The 13,967-nt window shown below is 67.0% G+C and carries 15 protein-coding genes and 1 riboswitch; of the genes, 1 reads left to right on the top strand and 14 read right to left on the bottom strand.

Features of this window, described 5'->3' with window-relative positions:
• Positions 1-5: 5 nt before the first annotated feature.
• The 13 genes from nusB to O5M90_RS03260 form a co-directional block, all read right to left on the bottom strand.
• Entirely contained in the window at positions 6-503 is a 498-nt protein-coding gene (gene nusB, locus O5M90_RS03320) for a transcription antitermination factor NusB (protein WP_137943491.1), read from the bottom strand.
• Entirely contained in the window at positions 503-967 is a 465-nt protein-coding gene (gene ribH / locus O5M90_RS03315; RefSeq protein ID WP_137943490.1) for a 6,7-dimethyl-8-ribityllumazine synthase, read from the bottom strand. The genes nusB and ribH overlap by 1 nt, the downstream gene beginning before the upstream one ends.
• A gap of 22 nt (positions 968-989) precedes the next feature.
• Entirely contained in the window at positions 990-2,081 is a 1,092-nt protein-coding gene (ribBA, locus tag O5M90_RS03310) for a bifunctional 3,4-dihydroxy-2-butanone-4-phosphate synthase/GTP cyclohydrolase II (protein WP_269841446.1), read from the bottom strand.
• A 48-nt stretch (positions 2,082-2,129) separates the two neighbouring features.
• Positions 2,130-3,245: a bifunctional diaminohydroxyphosphoribosylaminopyrimidine deaminase/5-amino-6-(5-phosphoribosylamino)uracil reductase RibD gene (ribD, locus tag O5M90_RS03305; RefSeq protein WP_440401811.1), complete on the bottom strand. Its 1,116-nt coding sequence runs from the start codon at positions 3,243-3,245 to the stop codon at positions 2,130-2,132.
• A gap of 44 nt (positions 3,246-3,289) precedes the next feature.
• Entirely contained in the window at positions 3,290-4,504 is a 1,215-nt protein-coding gene (locus O5M90_RS03300) for a type IV pilus modification PilV family protein (protein ID WP_269841447.1), read from the bottom strand.
• Complete coding sequence (locus O5M90_RS03295; protein ID WP_269841448.1) at positions 4,501-5,820, bottom strand: pilus assembly PilX family protein; 1,320 nt, start codon at positions 5,818-5,820, stop codon at positions 4,501-4,503. The genes O5M90_RS03300 and O5M90_RS03295 overlap by 4 nt, the downstream gene beginning before the upstream one ends.
• Before the next feature lie 2 nt (positions 5,821-5,822).
• Positions 5,823-6,500, bottom strand: coding sequence for a prepilin-type N-terminal cleavage/methylation domain-containing protein (locus O5M90_RS03290; RefSeq protein ID WP_269841449.1), 678 nt, complete (start codon positions 6,498-6,500; stop codon positions 5,823-5,825).
• The gene (locus O5M90_RS03285) at positions 6,494-7,057 is read right to left on the bottom strand and encodes a pilus assembly FimT family protein (RefSeq protein ID WP_137943485.1); all 564 of its coding nucleotides are present in this window, start codon (positions 7,055-7,057) and stop codon (positions 6,494-6,496) included. Before O5M90_RS03285 ends, O5M90_RS03290 begins: the two co-directional genes overlap by 7 nt.
• Positions 7,042-7,494: a type IV pilin protein gene (locus O5M90_RS03280; RefSeq protein ID WP_440401810.1), complete on the bottom strand. Its 453-nt coding sequence runs from the start codon at positions 7,492-7,494 to the stop codon at positions 7,042-7,044. Before O5M90_RS03280 ends, O5M90_RS03285 begins: the two co-directional genes overlap by 16 nt.
• Before the next feature lie 109 nt (positions 7,495-7,603).
• Positions 7,604-8,155 (bottom strand): GspH/FimT family pseudopilin, encoded by a 552-nt coding sequence (locus O5M90_RS03275; protein ID WP_171018298.1) that lies wholly within the window; start codon positions 8,153-8,155, stop codon positions 7,604-7,606.
• Between the two features lie 108 nt (positions 8,156-8,263).
• On the bottom strand, positions 8,264-8,707 hold the full coding sequence (gene nrdR / locus O5M90_RS03270; protein ID WP_137943482.1) for a transcriptional regulator NrdR: 444 nt from the start codon (positions 8,705-8,707) through the stop codon (positions 8,264-8,266).
• A gap of 14 nt (positions 8,708-8,721) precedes the next feature.
• On the bottom strand, positions 8,722-9,972 hold the full coding sequence (gene glyA / locus O5M90_RS03265) for a serine hydroxymethyltransferase (protein ID WP_137943481.1): 1,251 nt from the start codon (positions 9,970-9,972) through the stop codon (positions 8,722-8,724).
• 63 nt (positions 9,973-10,035) lie between these two features.
• Positions 10,036-10,158: riboswitch (ZMP/ZTP riboswitch) on the bottom strand.
• Between the two features lie 44 nt (positions 10,159-10,202).
• On the bottom strand, positions 10,203-11,051 hold the full coding sequence (locus O5M90_RS03260) for a lytic transglycosylase domain-containing protein (protein ID WP_269841451.1): 849 nt from the start codon (positions 11,049-11,051) through the stop codon (positions 10,203-10,205).
• Between the two features lie 268 nt (positions 11,052-11,319).
• On the opposite strand from O5M90_RS03260, the gene O5M90_RS03255 reads away from it, so the two are divergent.
• The gene (locus O5M90_RS03255; protein WP_269841452.1) at positions 11,320-12,873 is read left to right on the top strand and encodes a UbiD family decarboxylase; all 1,554 of its coding nucleotides are present in this window, start codon (positions 11,320-11,322) and stop codon (positions 12,871-12,873) included.
• A 230-nt stretch (positions 12,874-13,103) separates the two neighbouring features.
• On the opposite strand, the gene O5M90_RS03250 is transcribed toward O5M90_RS03255, so the two are convergent.
• Positions 13,104-13,904 carry a YdcF family protein gene (locus tag O5M90_RS03250; RefSeq protein WP_269841453.1) on the bottom strand — a complete coding sequence of 267 codons (801 nt, stop codon included), beginning with the start codon at positions 13,902-13,904 and terminating at the stop codon, positions 13,104-13,106.
• Positions 13,905-13,967 lie beyond the last annotated feature (63 nt).

Raw genomic sequence — 13,967 nt, 5'->3', positions numbered from 1 at the left:
CGGGTTCAGCGGCCGCCGCGACCGGCCTGCACCTCGGTGGGCCGCAGATCGCCGGCGGCGCGGTCGAGCACGCCGTTCACATACTTGTGGCCGTCGGTGCCGCCAAAGGACTTGGCCAGTTCGACCGCCTCATTGATCGCCACCTTGTAGGGGATGTCGACGCAGTGCTTGAGCTCGTAGGCACCGATCATCAGCACGCCATGCTCGATCGGCGACAGCTCGGTGGTCTTGCGGTCCACATGCCTGGCCAGCACGCCGTCCAGATCGGCGGCCTCCTGGATGCAGCCATGCAGCAGAGCCTCGAAATGCGGCTTGTCGAGCTTGCCGAAACCGTCCTGCTCACGCAGATGGGCCTCGATCACCGCGCCGTCCTCGCCGGACACCAGCCATTGGTAGAGGCCTTGCAAAGCGGCCTCGCGTGAGCGGCGGCGGGCCGACTTGGCGGGCGCCTTCTTCTTCACCGCCGCAGTGGTGACCGTCGGGGTCTTCTTGTCGTCGGACATCAGCGCAGTGCTTCCATCAAATTGGCCATCTCGACCGCAACGCGGGCGGCATCGCTGCCTTTTTCCTCGGCACGCACCCAGGCCTGGGCCTCGTTCTCGACCGTCAGGATGGCATTGGCCACCGGCACCTGGTAGTCCAGCGAGACCCGGGTCACGCCGGCGCCGCTCTCGTTGGCGACCAGCTCGAAGTGGTAGGTTTCGCCGCGGATGATGCAGCCGATGGCGATCAGCGCGTCATAGTCCTCGCTCTCGGCCATCGCATGCAGGGCCACCGGCACCTCCAGCGCACCGGGCACGGTGACGTGGCGGATATGGTCCTCGGCCACGCCCAGGGCCAGCAACTCGGCCACACAGGTCTGCGCCAGCTTGCTCGTGATGGCATCGTTGAAGCGGGCCTGCACCAGGCCGATGCGCAGATCGTGGCCGTCGAGCGAGGCCGCCTGGCCCTTGTCGGATGCTTGCATCTGGTTCTTCTTTCTGTTGTTGTTATGTGTTGGGGCCGACGAAGCTGGTCACTTCCAGCCCGTAACCGGTCATGCTGGGCATGCGGCGCGGGCTGCCGAGCAGCTTCATCTTGTGGATGCCGAGTTCGCGCAGGATTTGCGCGCCGACGCCATAGGTGCGCAGGTCCATCATGCGGCGCGGCGGCGTGCTGGGGGCGTCCTGCAGGCGCTGCAGCAAGGCTTCGCTGTCCTCGCCGCAGTTCAGCAGCACGGCGACGCCCTGGCCGCTGCGCTGGATCTCGGCCAGCGCGGCGGGCAGGGGCCAGGAGTGGCTGCAGGGGCCGGCTTCCAGCAGGTCCAGCACCGACAGCGGCTCGTGCACGCGCACCAGCACCTCGTCCTCGGGCGTCCAGCCGCCGTGGGCCAGGGCCATGTGCACGGCGCCGGTGCGGTCGCTGAACACATGGCAGGCGAACTCGCCTTGCGCGGTCTGCAACCGGCGCTCGGTGACGCGCTGCACCAGCGACTCATTGCGGCTGCGGTACTCGATCAGGTCGGCAATGGTGCCGATCTTCAGGCCATGCTCCTGGGCGAAGAGCTCCAGGTCGGGCAGGCGCGCCATCGTGCCATCGTCCTTCATGATCTCGCAGATCACGGCGCTGGGGCTCAGACCGGCCATCTGCGACAGATCGCAGCCGGCCTCGGTATGACCGGCGCGCATCAGCACGCCGCCGTCCTGGGCCTGCAGCGGGAAGATATGGCCGGGCTGGACCAGGTCTTCGGCCCTGGCATGACGGGCCACGGCGGCCTGCACGGTGCGGGCCCGGTCGGCGGCCGAGATGCCGGTGGTGACACCGGTGGCGGCCTCGATCGAGACGGTGAAGGCCGTGCCGTGCTTGGTGCCGTTGCGGGTGGCCATAGGCGGCAGCTGCAGGCGTTCGCAGCGCTCCTTGGTCAGGGTCAGGCAGATCAGGCCACGGCCGAACTTGGCCATGAAGTTGATCGCCTCGGGGCTCACATGGTCGGCCGCCAGCACGAGGTCGCCCTCGTTTTCGCGGTCTTCTTCGTCGACCAGAATGACCATACGGCCGGCCGCCAGCTCGGCGACCAGCTCGGGAACAGGAGATATCGGCATGGCCGGCATTGTAGGCGGGCGGGGCAGGGTTTTGCCCGAGTCGGGGCTCTATAGGATTTTGGGGCGGGCCAGCAGGCGCAGGTCGGGGCCGATCTGGGAGATCCCGCGCCATTCCAGCTGCAGCGCCTGCTCCAGGCTGGCCAGCGGGCCGAAGGCAGCGATCTCGCGGCCCTGGCCCAGCAGCTTGGGCGCCAGATAGATCAGGAAATCGTCGACCAGGCCGGCCCGGACCAGCGAGCCATTGAGCTTGTGGCCGGCCTCGATATGCAGCTCGTTGATGCCGCGCTTGCCCAGATCGAGCAGCAGCGCCGTCAGATCGACCTTGCCCTGGGCATCGGGGAGGAAGACGATCTCGGCCCCGGCCGCCCGCAGGGCCGCTTCACGCTTGTCATGGGCCTGGGCCGCGTAGATCAGCACCGGGCCGGGGGGCGGCAGCAAGCGCGCCGCCGGCGAGATCTCCAGCCTTGAGTCGACCACCACGCGCAGCGGCTGCAGCGCGGTCTCGACCAGGCGCACATCGAGCCGCGGGTCGTCATCGCGCACCGTGCCGATGCCGGTCAGCAGCGCATTGGCACGGCGCCGCCAGGCGTGGCCGTCGCGGCGCGCCGCCTCGCTGGTGATCCATTGGCTCTGGCCGTCGGGCAGGGCGGTGCGACCGTCCAGCGAGGCGGCGGCCTTCATCCGTACAAAGGGCCGGCCCCGCTGCATGCGCGAGAAAAAACCGATATTGAGCTCGCGCGAGGCCTCGGCCAGCAGGCCGGACTCGGTCGCGATGCCGGCGGCCTGCAGCCGGGCCATGCCCTGGCCCGCCACCAGCGGATTCGGGTCGCCGATAGCCGCCACCACCCGCTTCAGCCCGGCGGCGATCAAGGCATCGCAGCAGGGCGGCGTGCGGCCGTGGTGGGAGCAGGGCTCCAGCGTCACATAGGCGGTGGCGCCGCGCAGATCGGCGCCGCGCGCCTGCGCGTCGCGCAGCGCCATCACCTCGGCATGGGCCTGGCCGGCGGCCTGGGTATGACCGCTGCCCAGCACCCGGCCCTCGGCATCGGTGATGACGCAGCCGACACGCGGATTGGGGTCGCTCAGGCCGATGGCCTGCTCGGCCAGGACCAGGGCATGGCGCATGGCCGATTCGTCGCTGCGGTGAGGGGCGGTGCTGTGCATGGCGGCAGTCTAGCCGGCCAGGGTCCCGGTGTTCATCCCGGAGCTCAGAGCTTCTCCTGGTGCACGACGGTCTTGCTGTCGTAGAACAGGCCATCGGCCGGGCTGGGCAAGCGCCCCGCCGGGCAGGACTGGCTGCCGGCGACGACCAGGAAATTCTGCCGGGTCAGCGAGCCATTGACGTCGACATAGTCCAGCGGGTGTTCGACATTGCTGATCGTCTCGTCGCCGTTGTAATCGGCGCTGTAGCGGCAGATGCGGTAGCCGGCATGGCCGAGTGCGATGCCGTTCAGGATCAGGCGGCCGGTCCATGCGCCACCGTCGAGATTGGGGTAGACCGCGCAGTAGTAGCCGACGCCCTCGGGCATCTCGACGGGCCCGCTCAGCGGGGCATTGCTGAAGCAGTCGTGCGGCGGCGGGGCGGGCGGCTTGCTCGTGCCGGCCGTGATGATGGCCAGGCTCAGCGGCAGGGCGGGGCTGAGCGCCTGCTCCGAACTCGCGGTGGCGCCGGTCGAAAAGCGCACCGCACCGCTGAGCAGATAGCTGTTCGAGACCGTGCTGCAGTAGGCCGCAACGTCTTCCAGCGTGATCTGGTCCGTGCCGACCCCGTGGTCCGGCAATTGGCACAGCTTGACGATGCGGCCGGTCAGGTTGTTGAACACCCAGGCCACGCCGCTGCTGGTGGCCGGCGGCTTGAAGACGCTGTGGCCATCGCCCAGGTCCTTGGCCGTTGGCGGTATCGTCAGGTGACGGCCCAAAGGGCGGCGGCTTGGGTCGCCCTCGGGGGCGATGGCCAGCGAGCCGCTGAGCCGTGGATCGGCCGGCGTGATGAAGCTGCCCATGATCACTTGCTGTATCGCGCCCGCGCGATCCTCCCAGCTCACCGTGACCTGCACCGACAGCGGCTCGCCGGGACGCTGGGCCAGCACCCGGTTCAACGTGAAGCTCGCATTGCTTTCGGGGTCACCGGCGCCGACGCGCTTGAGATCCGCGATCTGCGCGAACGCGCGCACATGCTCCGCCGCCTCCGCCGGAAGCACCAGCTCGGAGAAGGACCGGATGGTTTCGAGGTCTTGCTGAGCCAGGCGCACCGCTTCACTGCGCTGCTTGGCCAGATCGGCGCTGCGCCGCATATTGCCCTGCAGCCCGACCAGGGCCAGCATGCCGAAGGACATGATCAGCAAGGCCACCAGGGCTTCGATCAGGGTCACGCCCGCTTGAGCATCGGCGGGGCGACCGAAGGGGCGTGGGCTGCGCTTCATTCCGTGCCATCCGACCAGCTGCCCGGCACGCGGACAAAGCTGCCGCGCCGGTTGCTCAGCGTGTTGATCAGGTCCGCGTGATAGACGATATCGGCCGTGCCGCTGGCGACCAGGTCGCCGTCGCTGAGCAAGGCGCCGGTCAGCACGGCCGGCTGGGCCCCGACGGTGTTGTTCCAGGACGTGTTGCCGCGGGCATAGATCAGCCCGTTCAGCAGCATCGGACCATCCAGGGTCAGGGCACCGTTGACCACCAGCAAGAAGGGGTCGGTTGCCGTGCCCAGCGTGATATTGCTGCGGATCTCGGCCGGACCCTCGACCCAGAGCATGCGCTGACCGCTGGCATAAGCCTCCTGCAATTGGGCGCTGCAATCGTCTGCACAGATCAGCTCCCGCATCGCCGGTTGCTGGCGGTAAGTCATCGGTGACATGCCAAAAAACAGCTGGAACATATCGACCGGCTTGCCATCGCGGCTTCGCAGCGTCTCGTCACCACTGACCAGCGCATCGCGCGCCGGCGTGCCCGGCACGCTGCTGAGCCGGCTGGTGCTGCCCTGGTAGCTCCGCCCGGCCTGCATCAGCAAGCCGCTGAGCGCCGGATCGGTGTTGTGCAGGCCCAGCCCGATGGCCCCCAGGTCGACCGCGCCGCGCACCGTCAGCGGGCTGGCGGGCGGCACTTTCAAGGCGCTGACCAGGGCCGCATCAAAAATGAGCACGGTCTTGGCCAGATCGGCCCGGGCGGCAAAGGCCTGGCGGTTGCAGTTCTTGATGATGTCGGTGCAGCTGATCACCTCCACGTTCACGACACCGGCACGGTCGCGGGGCCGAAAGCGCACCGCGAACATCGGCTGCAAGCGATTGGCGGCGGCCGGCGCCGGCGACGCCAGCACGCCGTCGACCGGGCATTGGTAGGACCAGCCCGCGGCCTCGGTGCTGATGCCGGCGGCCACATAGGGGTCGCCGGACGCAGGATTGAGCGGGTTGAAGTTGGCGTCCTTGTCTTCGTCGGTGCTGATGGCGCGATCGGCGTCAATGTTCAGATAGCGCTCGCGGAAACTCGTGCCGATCGCGGCGCTGTTCTTGCAACTGGCATCGATGAAAACGCCGTTCAGCGCGTTCAGCACCCATTCGCCGCCGGCTTCGGCGGTTTCCAGCGCGAGGCCGGCCCGGTAGTAGTTGCTGGCGATGCGCTGCTCGAACACCAGATTGCGGTTGGCGAAGGCCGCCATCATCGCCATGATGAAGAACAGCACCATCACGACCACCAGAGTGGCGGCGCCTTGTTGACCAAACGCGCGCTGAGGGGCGGTGCCGCGCATGATCAGCAGCCTCCCTCGATCGCGTCATTGCGCAGCCGGGTGCTGACCGTGACGCTGCGCACCACCCGCGCGTCATGCGCGGCCTTGCCGCTCAGGGTCAGCCGCAGTTCCCGGACCTCCATGCTGGGCGGGCAGTCGGTGGCACCGGCCGGGCAGGGGCGCTGGCAGAACTCGTCCAGCTTGACGCGCTGCACCAGCAGCTGCGGTTCGAAGCTGGTGATCTCCAGGGTCCTGGGATCCGTCAGCGGCTGCCAGTTGCCGCCATGGCGGAATTGCAGCTCCTTGGACCGAACGCGGTAGCCGAATTCCTCGTTGTTCGCGACCTCACCGTCCTCGTCGGCCTCGCCCTTGGCCCGGCTGTAGCTGTAGAGCAGTTGCCCGTCCTTGTCCAGGCTCGCCATCGCATAGAGATTGGCCTTGGCCGCCGCGCCGGGCGCCGAGACGCCGTCTTCGGCACGCCGGTTGAAGCCGGCGCGGCGCATATCGCGCAGCACCAGATCGGCCGCTGCCCGCAAGTCCTGCTGCACCTGGGTTTCCAGCATCAGGCGGCGATGGTCCTCCAACTGGCCCACCATCATTAGCGAGGCGCCGGCGACAACAATCATGCCGACCGTCAGGCCGACCATCATTTCGATCAGGCTCAGACCGTGCTGGAGCCGGCTTGACGATGGGTTCAGCATGGCTGCACTCCACCAAACTTGCCGTCGGGCGAGCAGATCAGCACCCGGCCCAGCACGCTGATGCGGACTTCCAGGATGTAGCCCCGGTTGCCGACGACGCGGATGGCCGAGGGGGCCGGTTCGACAATCCGCAGCGGTGCGGTGAAGTCGAGGTTCTTGAATTCGCCGACGAAGGCATCGCCGAGGACCAGAGAAACCCCGGTCAAGGACGGTATCTGGGTGGTGCGGAGCTCGATATTGCCATCGCAGGCGACGCCCGCGCCCTTGGTGCAGTCGCAGCCACGGGCGGCCAGGAAGACCTGGATGGTGTAGCAAGACATGGTGTCGCTGCTGCGGAAGGTCATGCCTGTGCGCTTGTTGCGCAGGCCCCCCTCGGAGCGGGCGTAGGCCAGGTCGGTGCTGAGTTCATTGGCGATCAACTGGACCCGGCGCTTGTTCATCAGATCGGTCAGCGAGGGCGTGGCCACGGCCAGCACGATGCCCAGCACGGCGACCACCACCAGCAGTTCGATCAGGGACAGGCCCTTGATGCGCGAGGCATTCATCTGGACCAGCATCCACCGGTGGCGGGCAGGTACTGCATCTGGCCGCCGCTCATCGTGATGGACATCTTGGCACAGGCGCTGTCCTTGGCCTGCGGGCTGTTCTCCAGCGCGTTCGCCTCGATGGTGTAGCCGGTAGCGCCGTCGTTCGCCAGCACGATCTTGATCTCGTAATGCTTGTCGATCGACTGATCGCTGCTGAACTGCAGATCACTGAGCTTTTCGGTGTAGGTCGCCCGGTTGGCGCGCCAGCGCTCCTGTGCCTGCTGCACCGCCGACAAGGTGGCCACGGCGTCGGCACGCCGGCCTTTTTGCACCATTTGCTGGAAGGAGGGCAGGGCGACCGCTGCCAGGATGCCGACGATCACCACCGCCAGCATCAGCTCGACCAGCGTGAAGCCATACGCGCCCGTCGGACCGGCGGCAGCGTGAGGCGCGGAGGGCGTTCGCATGGCCATGGGAAATTATGTGAACGCGGTGCGCAGCGACTCTCGATCAGGGTCGGCCGCTCGTCGGCCATATCCGACCGTTGATCCACGCGCCCTTGGGTTAGGGGGCTGTTCAGCCGGCGCAGCGCGGCAGGCGCCCCGCGCTGCCGTCGGGTGAGCAAGAGCGCACACGCCCGGTGATCGCGACGATATGGCGAATCGAGGGGCCGCCAGGCGCGGCAATGTCGATGCTGCCGGTGCTGGTCACCGCGCCTTGCCTGGCCTGGAAGCTGAGTTTCTCGACATTGGCGCGTATCGTCGTGGCCTGCTTGGCGGGCAGCCATTCGACCTTGGCCAGGGCAGCCGCATCGGTGCAGCGGGTCTGGCCCGCGTTGTCGCAGTGGCAGCCGTCGCTCGGGCCGCTGTAGACGATGTAGCAACTGCCGCCATCACCCGCGTTGAAGCGCATATGCACGGCCTTGCCCTGAATCACGGCGACGCTGCGCGCCTGCTGCAGATCGGTCATCAGGGTCTGGGCGGTGCCCCGGACATGCTGGCCGAGCCTGAGTCTTTGCATCGACGGGATCGCCTGGCTCAGCAGCACCGCCAGGATCAGGCAGACGACGCAGACCTCGATCAGGCTGAGGCCGCGGAGGTGATGCGAGGGGTGAGGGGCTTGCGGCATGGTCGGCTCCGGACTGGATTCATCGGGCATGAATCCAATCTAGAGGGCCGCACCGGCGCTTTCTGTCCTGCCAAGGGGGGAGCCTGGCACCCCCCTTGGAGGGGCGGCTCAGATATCGCGGATCAGTTGCCGGAACTCGTCCACATCCTCGAAGCTGCGGTAGACCGAGGCAAAGCGCACATAGGCGACCTTGTCGATGCGCTTGAGTTCGCGCATCACCAGTTCGCCCATCTTGGTCGACGGCAGTTCGCGGGCGCCGCTGGTCAGCAGCTTTTCCTCGATGCGGGCCAGCGCGGCATCGACTTGCTCGATGCTGACCGGTCGTTTGCGCAGCGCCAGCTGCATCGAGGCGCGCAGCTTGGCTGGGTCGAAGTCGGCCCGGGTGCCGTCCTTCTTGACCACCACGGGCATTGCGATCTCGGCCCGCTCGTAGGTGGTGAAGCGCTTGTCGCAGCCCAGGCAGCGCCGCCGGCGCCGCACCACATCGCCTTCATCCGACTCCCGGGTTTCGACCACCTGGGTTTCGGCATGGGAGCAGAAGGGGCAGCGCATCGGCGGGCGGCGGCTTAGCGGTAGACCGGGAAGTCGCGCGTCAGCGCCGCGACCTTCTCGCGCACGGCGGCCAGATTGGCCTCGTCATGCGGCTTGTCCAGCACATCGGCGATCAGATGGGCGGTGATGCGCACCTGTTCTTCCTTGAAGCCGCGCGTGGTCATCGCCGGCGTGCCCAGACGGATGCCGCTGGTGACCATCGGCTTTTGCGGGTCGTTCGGGATGCCGTTCTTGTTGCAGGTCATGTGGGCGGCGCCCAGGATGGCCTCGGCCTCCTTGCCGGTCAGGCCCTTGGGGCGCAGATCCACCAGCATCACATGGCTTTCGGTGCCGCCCGAGACGATGCGCAGGCCGCGCTCGATCAGCGTGTCGGCCAGCACCTTGGCGTTCTTGACCACCTGTGCCTGATAGCTCTTGAACTCGGGCGTCAGCGCTTCCTTGAAGGCCACGGCCTTGCCGGCAATCACATGCATCAGCGGGCCACCCTGGATGCCGGGGAAGATCGCCGAATTGATCTTCTTGGCGATCGCCTCGTCGTTCATCAGGATGATGCCGCCGCGCGGGCCGCGCAGGCTCTTGTGCGTGGTCGAGGTCACCACATCGGCATGCGGCACCGGGTTCGGGTAGACGCCGGCGGCGATCAGGCCCGCATAGTGGGCCATGTCCACCATGAAATAGGCGCCGATCTCCTTGGCGATCTTGCCGAAGCGCTCGAAGTCGATGCGCAGGCTGTAGGCCGAGGCGCCGGCGATGATCAGCTTGGGCTTCTTCTCGCGCGCCAGCGCTTCCATCGCCTCGTAGTCGATTTCTTCCTTGGCGTTCAGGCCATAGGAGATCACGTTGAACCACTTGCCGCTCATGTTCAGCGGCATGCCGTGGGTCAGGTGGCCGCCCTCGGACAGGCTCATGCCCATGATGGTGTCACCGGGCTGCAGCAGCGCGAAGAACACGCCCTGGTTGGCCTGCGAACCCGAGTTGGGCTGGACATTGGCAAAGTTGGCGCCGAACAGCTGCTTCAGACGGTCGATGGCCAGTTGCTCCACCACGTCCACATACTCGCAGCCGCCGTAGTAGCGCTTGCCGGGATAGCCCTCGGCGTACTTGTTGGTCAGCTGGCTGCCCTGCGCCTGCATCACGGCCGGCGAGGTGTAGTTCTCGGAAGCGATCAGCTCGATGTGATCTTCCTGGCGCTGGTTCTCTTGCTGGACGGCGGCCCACAGATCGGGGTCCACTTGGGCGAGGGTCGAGGTGTTGCGATCAAACATGATGGATGGTGGCGGTCTAGGGTTGGAGTCACGGCGCACGCCGACGCTTGAGCGACGGCGCGGCGTGGCTGCCCAGGCGAACGGCTGATGGCGGCCGGGTTGCTCACCCTTGACCGTTCGCGCTCCCCGGTGGTCCACCACCTCGGGTCACGGCTGTGACCTTGATCGCCAGTCGCGCGAAGCCTGCAGTGTAGCGGAGGCTGCAGGCCCGGCGTCGAGCAAAAGCTGTTTCAGTTCAGCAGGGCGATCTGGTCGGCCGCAGCGGGCGCCGGCGCAGGCGTGCCGTTGACCTCGCGGATCGGCTTGGGCGCGGGCACATAGGGCCGGCCGGCGATCACCGACTTCATCTGCTCATGCTCGGCCAGCACCTTGTTGGCATAGCCGGCATCGTCGGGCAGATTGGCGGCGCCGACGTAGTAGCGCAGCCCTTCCTCGATGCCGCCGGCACGCTGGATGCACTCCTTGAGCACCTGCACGCCGACGCGCAGATTGGTGATCGGGTCGAAGGCGGCCAGATTGCCGCCAAAGGCCTCGTACTTGTCGTCATGCACGCGGGTCAGCACCTGCATCAGGCCCTGGGCCCCGACCGAGCTCTGGGCAAAAGGGTTGAAGCCGGACTCGATGGCCATGATGGCCAGGATCAGGGTCGGCTCGACGCGGGCGCGTTGCCCCACGGTCCAGGCCTCCTGCACCAGGCGGCTGATCGGCTCGGGCGCGACGCGGTAGCGACGCGACAGCCACATGGCGACTGCCGCCTGCTGACGCGACAGGTCCTTGGGATCGGCGGCCGTGGCGCGGCTCAGCGCATCGGGCTCGCTGAAGCCGGTCAGGGTGTCACCGGAGGCCTCGGCACGGGCCTCCTGGCGGGCATTGAGCCAGCCAAAGGCCTCGGTCTCGAGCTTGTGGCGCAAATCCGCCTGGCTGCTGAACATCAGCAAAACAGCCACCACGGCCAGGCCGACCAGGGCCAGGGTGTTGTGGCTGACCACCAGCAGGCCGTGGCCAATGTCCTTGATGAACAAGGATGTGGCCGCAGTGGCACTGCGGGCGAGGGATAACAAATCACGACGCGCTGTCATGCGACTCCTTTTCTTCTCCGCCACACCTGGCCGACCGGTCCGCTAGGGGCAGGTCAGCCTCGCATGGCAGTGATAATGGGCCGGCATCCCATGAAGCCCTGCCACTCGAGGTGGTAGAACTCCGGGGCCGGGTCCATCGGCAGCGGGGTGTCTTCTCCGTCCCAAGGCGAAGACACGGGTTAACCCTGAAGTCATCAGGGTAGGCGGATTCTAAGGATCAAAAATAACCCGTCAAGCTTATGGGCCTCTTGCTAAATTACTATTGGTTATGAAGTACCGAGATCTTCGCGACTTTCTGCACGGTTTAGAGGGGATGGGCGAGCTGCGCCGCATCAGCGAGCCGGTATCCCCCCTACTTGAGGTGACGGCCCTCAGTGACAAAGTTTTACGTGCCGAGGGGCCGGCGCTGCTGTTTGAAAAGCCCGCCGGCTACCAGACCCCGGCGCTGACCAATCTGTTTGGCACGACCCGCCGGGTGGCGCTGGGCATGGGCGCGCAAAGCCTGCAGGAGCTGCGCGACGTCGGCCATGTCCTGGCCAGTCTGAAGGAGCCGGAGCCGCCCAAGGGGCTGAAGGACGCCGGTCGCATGCTGCAGATGCTGAAGTCCCTGTGGGACATGAAACCCAGCACCGTGCGCCGCGCGCCATGCCAGGAGCAGGAGTTTTTAGGTGGGGGTGTCAATCTGAAGTCGCTGCCGATCCAGACCTGCTGGCCCGGTGATATCGGGCCGCTGATCACCTGGGGGCTGGTCGTGACCCGCGGGCCGCAAAGCATCGCCAATCCGCGCCTGCGCCAGAACCTGGGCATCTACCGCCAGCAGCTGATCGGCCGGCGCCAGCTGATCATGCGCTGGCTGGCCCATCGCGGCGGCGCGCTAGATTTCCGCGACTTCGCGCTGGCCAACCCGGGCCAGCCCTTCCCGATTGCCGTGGCCCTGGGGGCCGATCCGGCCACCATCCTGGGCGCGGTGACGCCGGTGCCCGATTCGCTGTCCGAGTACCAGTTCGCCGGCCTGCTGCGCGGCTCGCGCACCGAGGTGGTGGACAGTGGTGTCGGCGAGGCGGGGCGCATGCTGCAGGTGCCGGCCAGCGCCGAGATCGTGCTGGAAGGCCATATCCCGGTGGCCGCTGCTGGCTACACCGGCTTCAGCGAGGACGGCATCCCGCTGAAGGAGAAGGGCGGCTATCTGCATGCGCTGGAGGGCCCCTTCGGCGACCACACCGGCTATTACAACGAGCAGGACTGGTTCCCGGTCTTCGAGGTTCAGCGCCTGACCCAGCGGCCCGAGCCGATCTACCACTCGACCTATACCGGCAAGCCGCCGGACGAGCCGGCCATCCTCGGCGTGGCGCTCAACGAGGTCTTTGTGCCCATCCTGCAAAAGCAGTTCAGCGAGATCGTCGACTTCTATCTGCCGCCCGAGGGCTGCAGCTATCGCATGGCCGTGATCTCGATCAAGAAGGCCTATCCGGGCCATGCCAAGCGCCTGATGTTCGGCTTATGGAGCTTTCTGCGCCAGTTCATGTACACGAAGTTCATCGTCGTGGTCGATGACGATGTCGATATCCGCGACTGGAAGGAAGTGATCTGGGCCATCACCACCCGCATGGACCCGGTGCGCGACACCACCCTGGTCGAGCAGACGCCGATCGACTATCTGGACTTCGCTTCGCCGGTCAGCGGCCTAGGCGGCAAGATGGGGCTGGACGCCACCAACAAGTGGCCCGGTGAGACGAGTCGTGAATGGGGCCGCAGCATCACGATGACACCCGAGGTGGATCGCCGCATGAGCGAGCTCTATCAACGTTTGTTTACAGCCTAGGGTTCGCCCCAGGCTTGAAGCCCGACCGTTGCTCGCCTACTGTTGTGAGGCCTGTCTAACAGGTACACCCTCTGGCGCAGTCTCTGCGCGCCAGGAGCCCTGCGGCAGATAGCTGCAGAGCCCCAAAGATGGCGTCAGCCATCCACCCCTCCCGGCCTCGTGCTTGGGAGGGGTCCGTCTTTCTGGGGTCGCAGAATTTCGAGGTCCGCAAGATCTCGGGCGCCATGCGCTCATTTGCCGGCCAGCAGGCCCAGCCATTCGTAGACCACATAGCGCAGCCGCCTGAAGCCTTCGCTGGACGGCACCCATTCGCTGGGCAGGTAGGCGGTGTCGGCGCGCACATCCACCGGCGCGAGCAGCAGCTCGATGCGCCCGGCCGCCGCCTCGCGGAAAGCCCGCTCGGCACGCGGCATGTGGTGACCATGGGTGACCAGCACCACGCGGGTGATGCCGGCCTGCAGCAGCAGCGGCAGGCTGAACGCGGCGTTCTCGCGGGTATCGCGTGCGCGCCCCTCGGCCCACCGCAGCGCGATCCCGAACTCGTCCCTGGCAACGGCTTGCACCACCGGCGCTTCGCCGATATCGCCCGGCCGGCCGCCCCAGCCCACGCCACCGCTGAAGGCCAGCGGCAGGCCGCTGCGCCGCGCCAGCCAGGCGCCGTAGCGCAGGCGCTCCAGGGTCAACGGCTTCAGGGTCGGCCCGTCGTACTCGGGTGCGATCTGCAGCACGCCGGCACCCAGCACCAGAATGGCACTGTGCTGCGGCGCGCCGTGACGCAGGCCATCGACTTGGGCCGTTGTCAGCGCTGCCGGCACGCCCAACAGCCATTGCTGCAACTGATCGGCCGCGACCTCGGTGAACGAGAACCACAGCCCCAGCAGTCCCAGCACGAACACGCCGCGGCCCAGACGCCGATGCCGGCGCAGCAGCGCCGCGCCCAGCACCAGAACCAGCATCAGCGGCACCGGTGGCAGCAGCAGGACCTGGACAAGGGGCTTGAGATCCTGCAGGACTTGGAGCAAGGCATTCATGGTCGCGCATGATGCCGCAAACCGGCTGATGTCCTGCCGCGCCTGCCCCGATAATCGGCGCGC

This window comes from Paucibacter sp. M5-1 (assembly GCF_027498415.2).
Taxonomy (GTDB): domain Bacteria; phylum Pseudomonadota; class Gammaproteobacteria; order Burkholderiales; family Burkholderiaceae_C; genus Roseateles_E.
This window is presented reverse-complemented; position numbering and strand designations above follow the sequence as displayed.

Excerpts from the sequence above, each read along its gene's own strand:
- O5M90_RS03300 (WP_269841447.1), bottom strand. The coding sequence starts at position 4,504 with ATGAAGCGCAGCCCACGCCCCTTCGGTCGCCCCGCCGATGCTCAAGCG.
- O5M90_RS03260 (WP_269841451.1), bottom strand. The coding sequence starts at position 11,051 with ATGACAGCGCGTCGTGATTTGTTATCCCTCGCCCGCAGTGCCACTGCG.
- ribH (WP_137943490.1), bottom strand. The coding sequence starts at position 967 with ATGCAAGCATCCGACAAGGGCCAGGCGGCCTCGCTCGACGGCCACGAT.
- O5M90_RS03290 (WP_269841449.1), bottom strand. The coding sequence starts at position 6,500 with ATGCTGAACCCATCGTCAAGCCGGCTCCAGCACGGTCTGAGCCTGATC.
- O5M90_RS03295 (WP_269841448.1), bottom strand. The coding sequence starts at position 5,820 with ATGCGCGGCACCGCCCCTCAGCGCGCGTTTGGTCAACAAGGCGCCGCC.
- O5M90_RS03255 (WP_269841452.1), top strand. The coding sequence starts at position 11,320 with ATGAAGTACCGAGATCTTCGCGACTTTCTGCACGGTTTAGAGGGGATG.
- O5M90_RS03280 (WP_440401810.1), bottom strand. The coding sequence starts at position 7,494 with ATGCGAACGCCCTCCGCGCCTCACGCTGCCGCCGGTCCGACGGGCGCG.
- nusB (WP_137943491.1), bottom strand. The coding sequence starts at position 503 with ATGTCCGACGACAAGAAGACCCCGACGGTCACCACTGCGGCGGTGAAG.
- O5M90_RS03285 (WP_137943485.1), bottom strand. The coding sequence starts at position 7,057 with ATGCTGGTCCAGATGAATGCCTCGCGCATCAAGGGCCTGTCCCTGATC.
- O5M90_RS03250 (WP_269841453.1), bottom strand. The coding sequence starts at position 13,904 with ATGAATGCCTTGCTCCAAGTCCTGCAGGATCTCAAGCCCCTTGTCCAG.
- O5M90_RS03275 (WP_171018298.1), bottom strand. The coding sequence starts at position 8,155 with ATGCCGCAAGCCCCTCACCCCTCGCATCACCTCCGCGGCCTCAGCCTG.
- glyA (WP_137943481.1), bottom strand. The coding sequence starts at position 9,972 with ATGTTTGATCGCAACACCTCGACCCTCGCCCAAGTGGACCCCGATCTG.
- ribD (WP_440401811.1), bottom strand. The coding sequence starts at position 3,245 with ATGCACAGCACCGCCCCTCACCGCAGCGACGAATCGGCCATGCGCCAT.
- nrdR (WP_137943482.1), bottom strand. The coding sequence starts at position 8,707 with ATGCGCTGCCCCTTCTGCTCCCATGCCGAAACCCAGGTGGTCGAAACC.
- ribBA (WP_269841446.1), bottom strand. The coding sequence starts at position 2,081 with ATGCCGATATCTCCTGTTCCCGAGCTGGTCGCCGAGCTGGCGGCCGGC.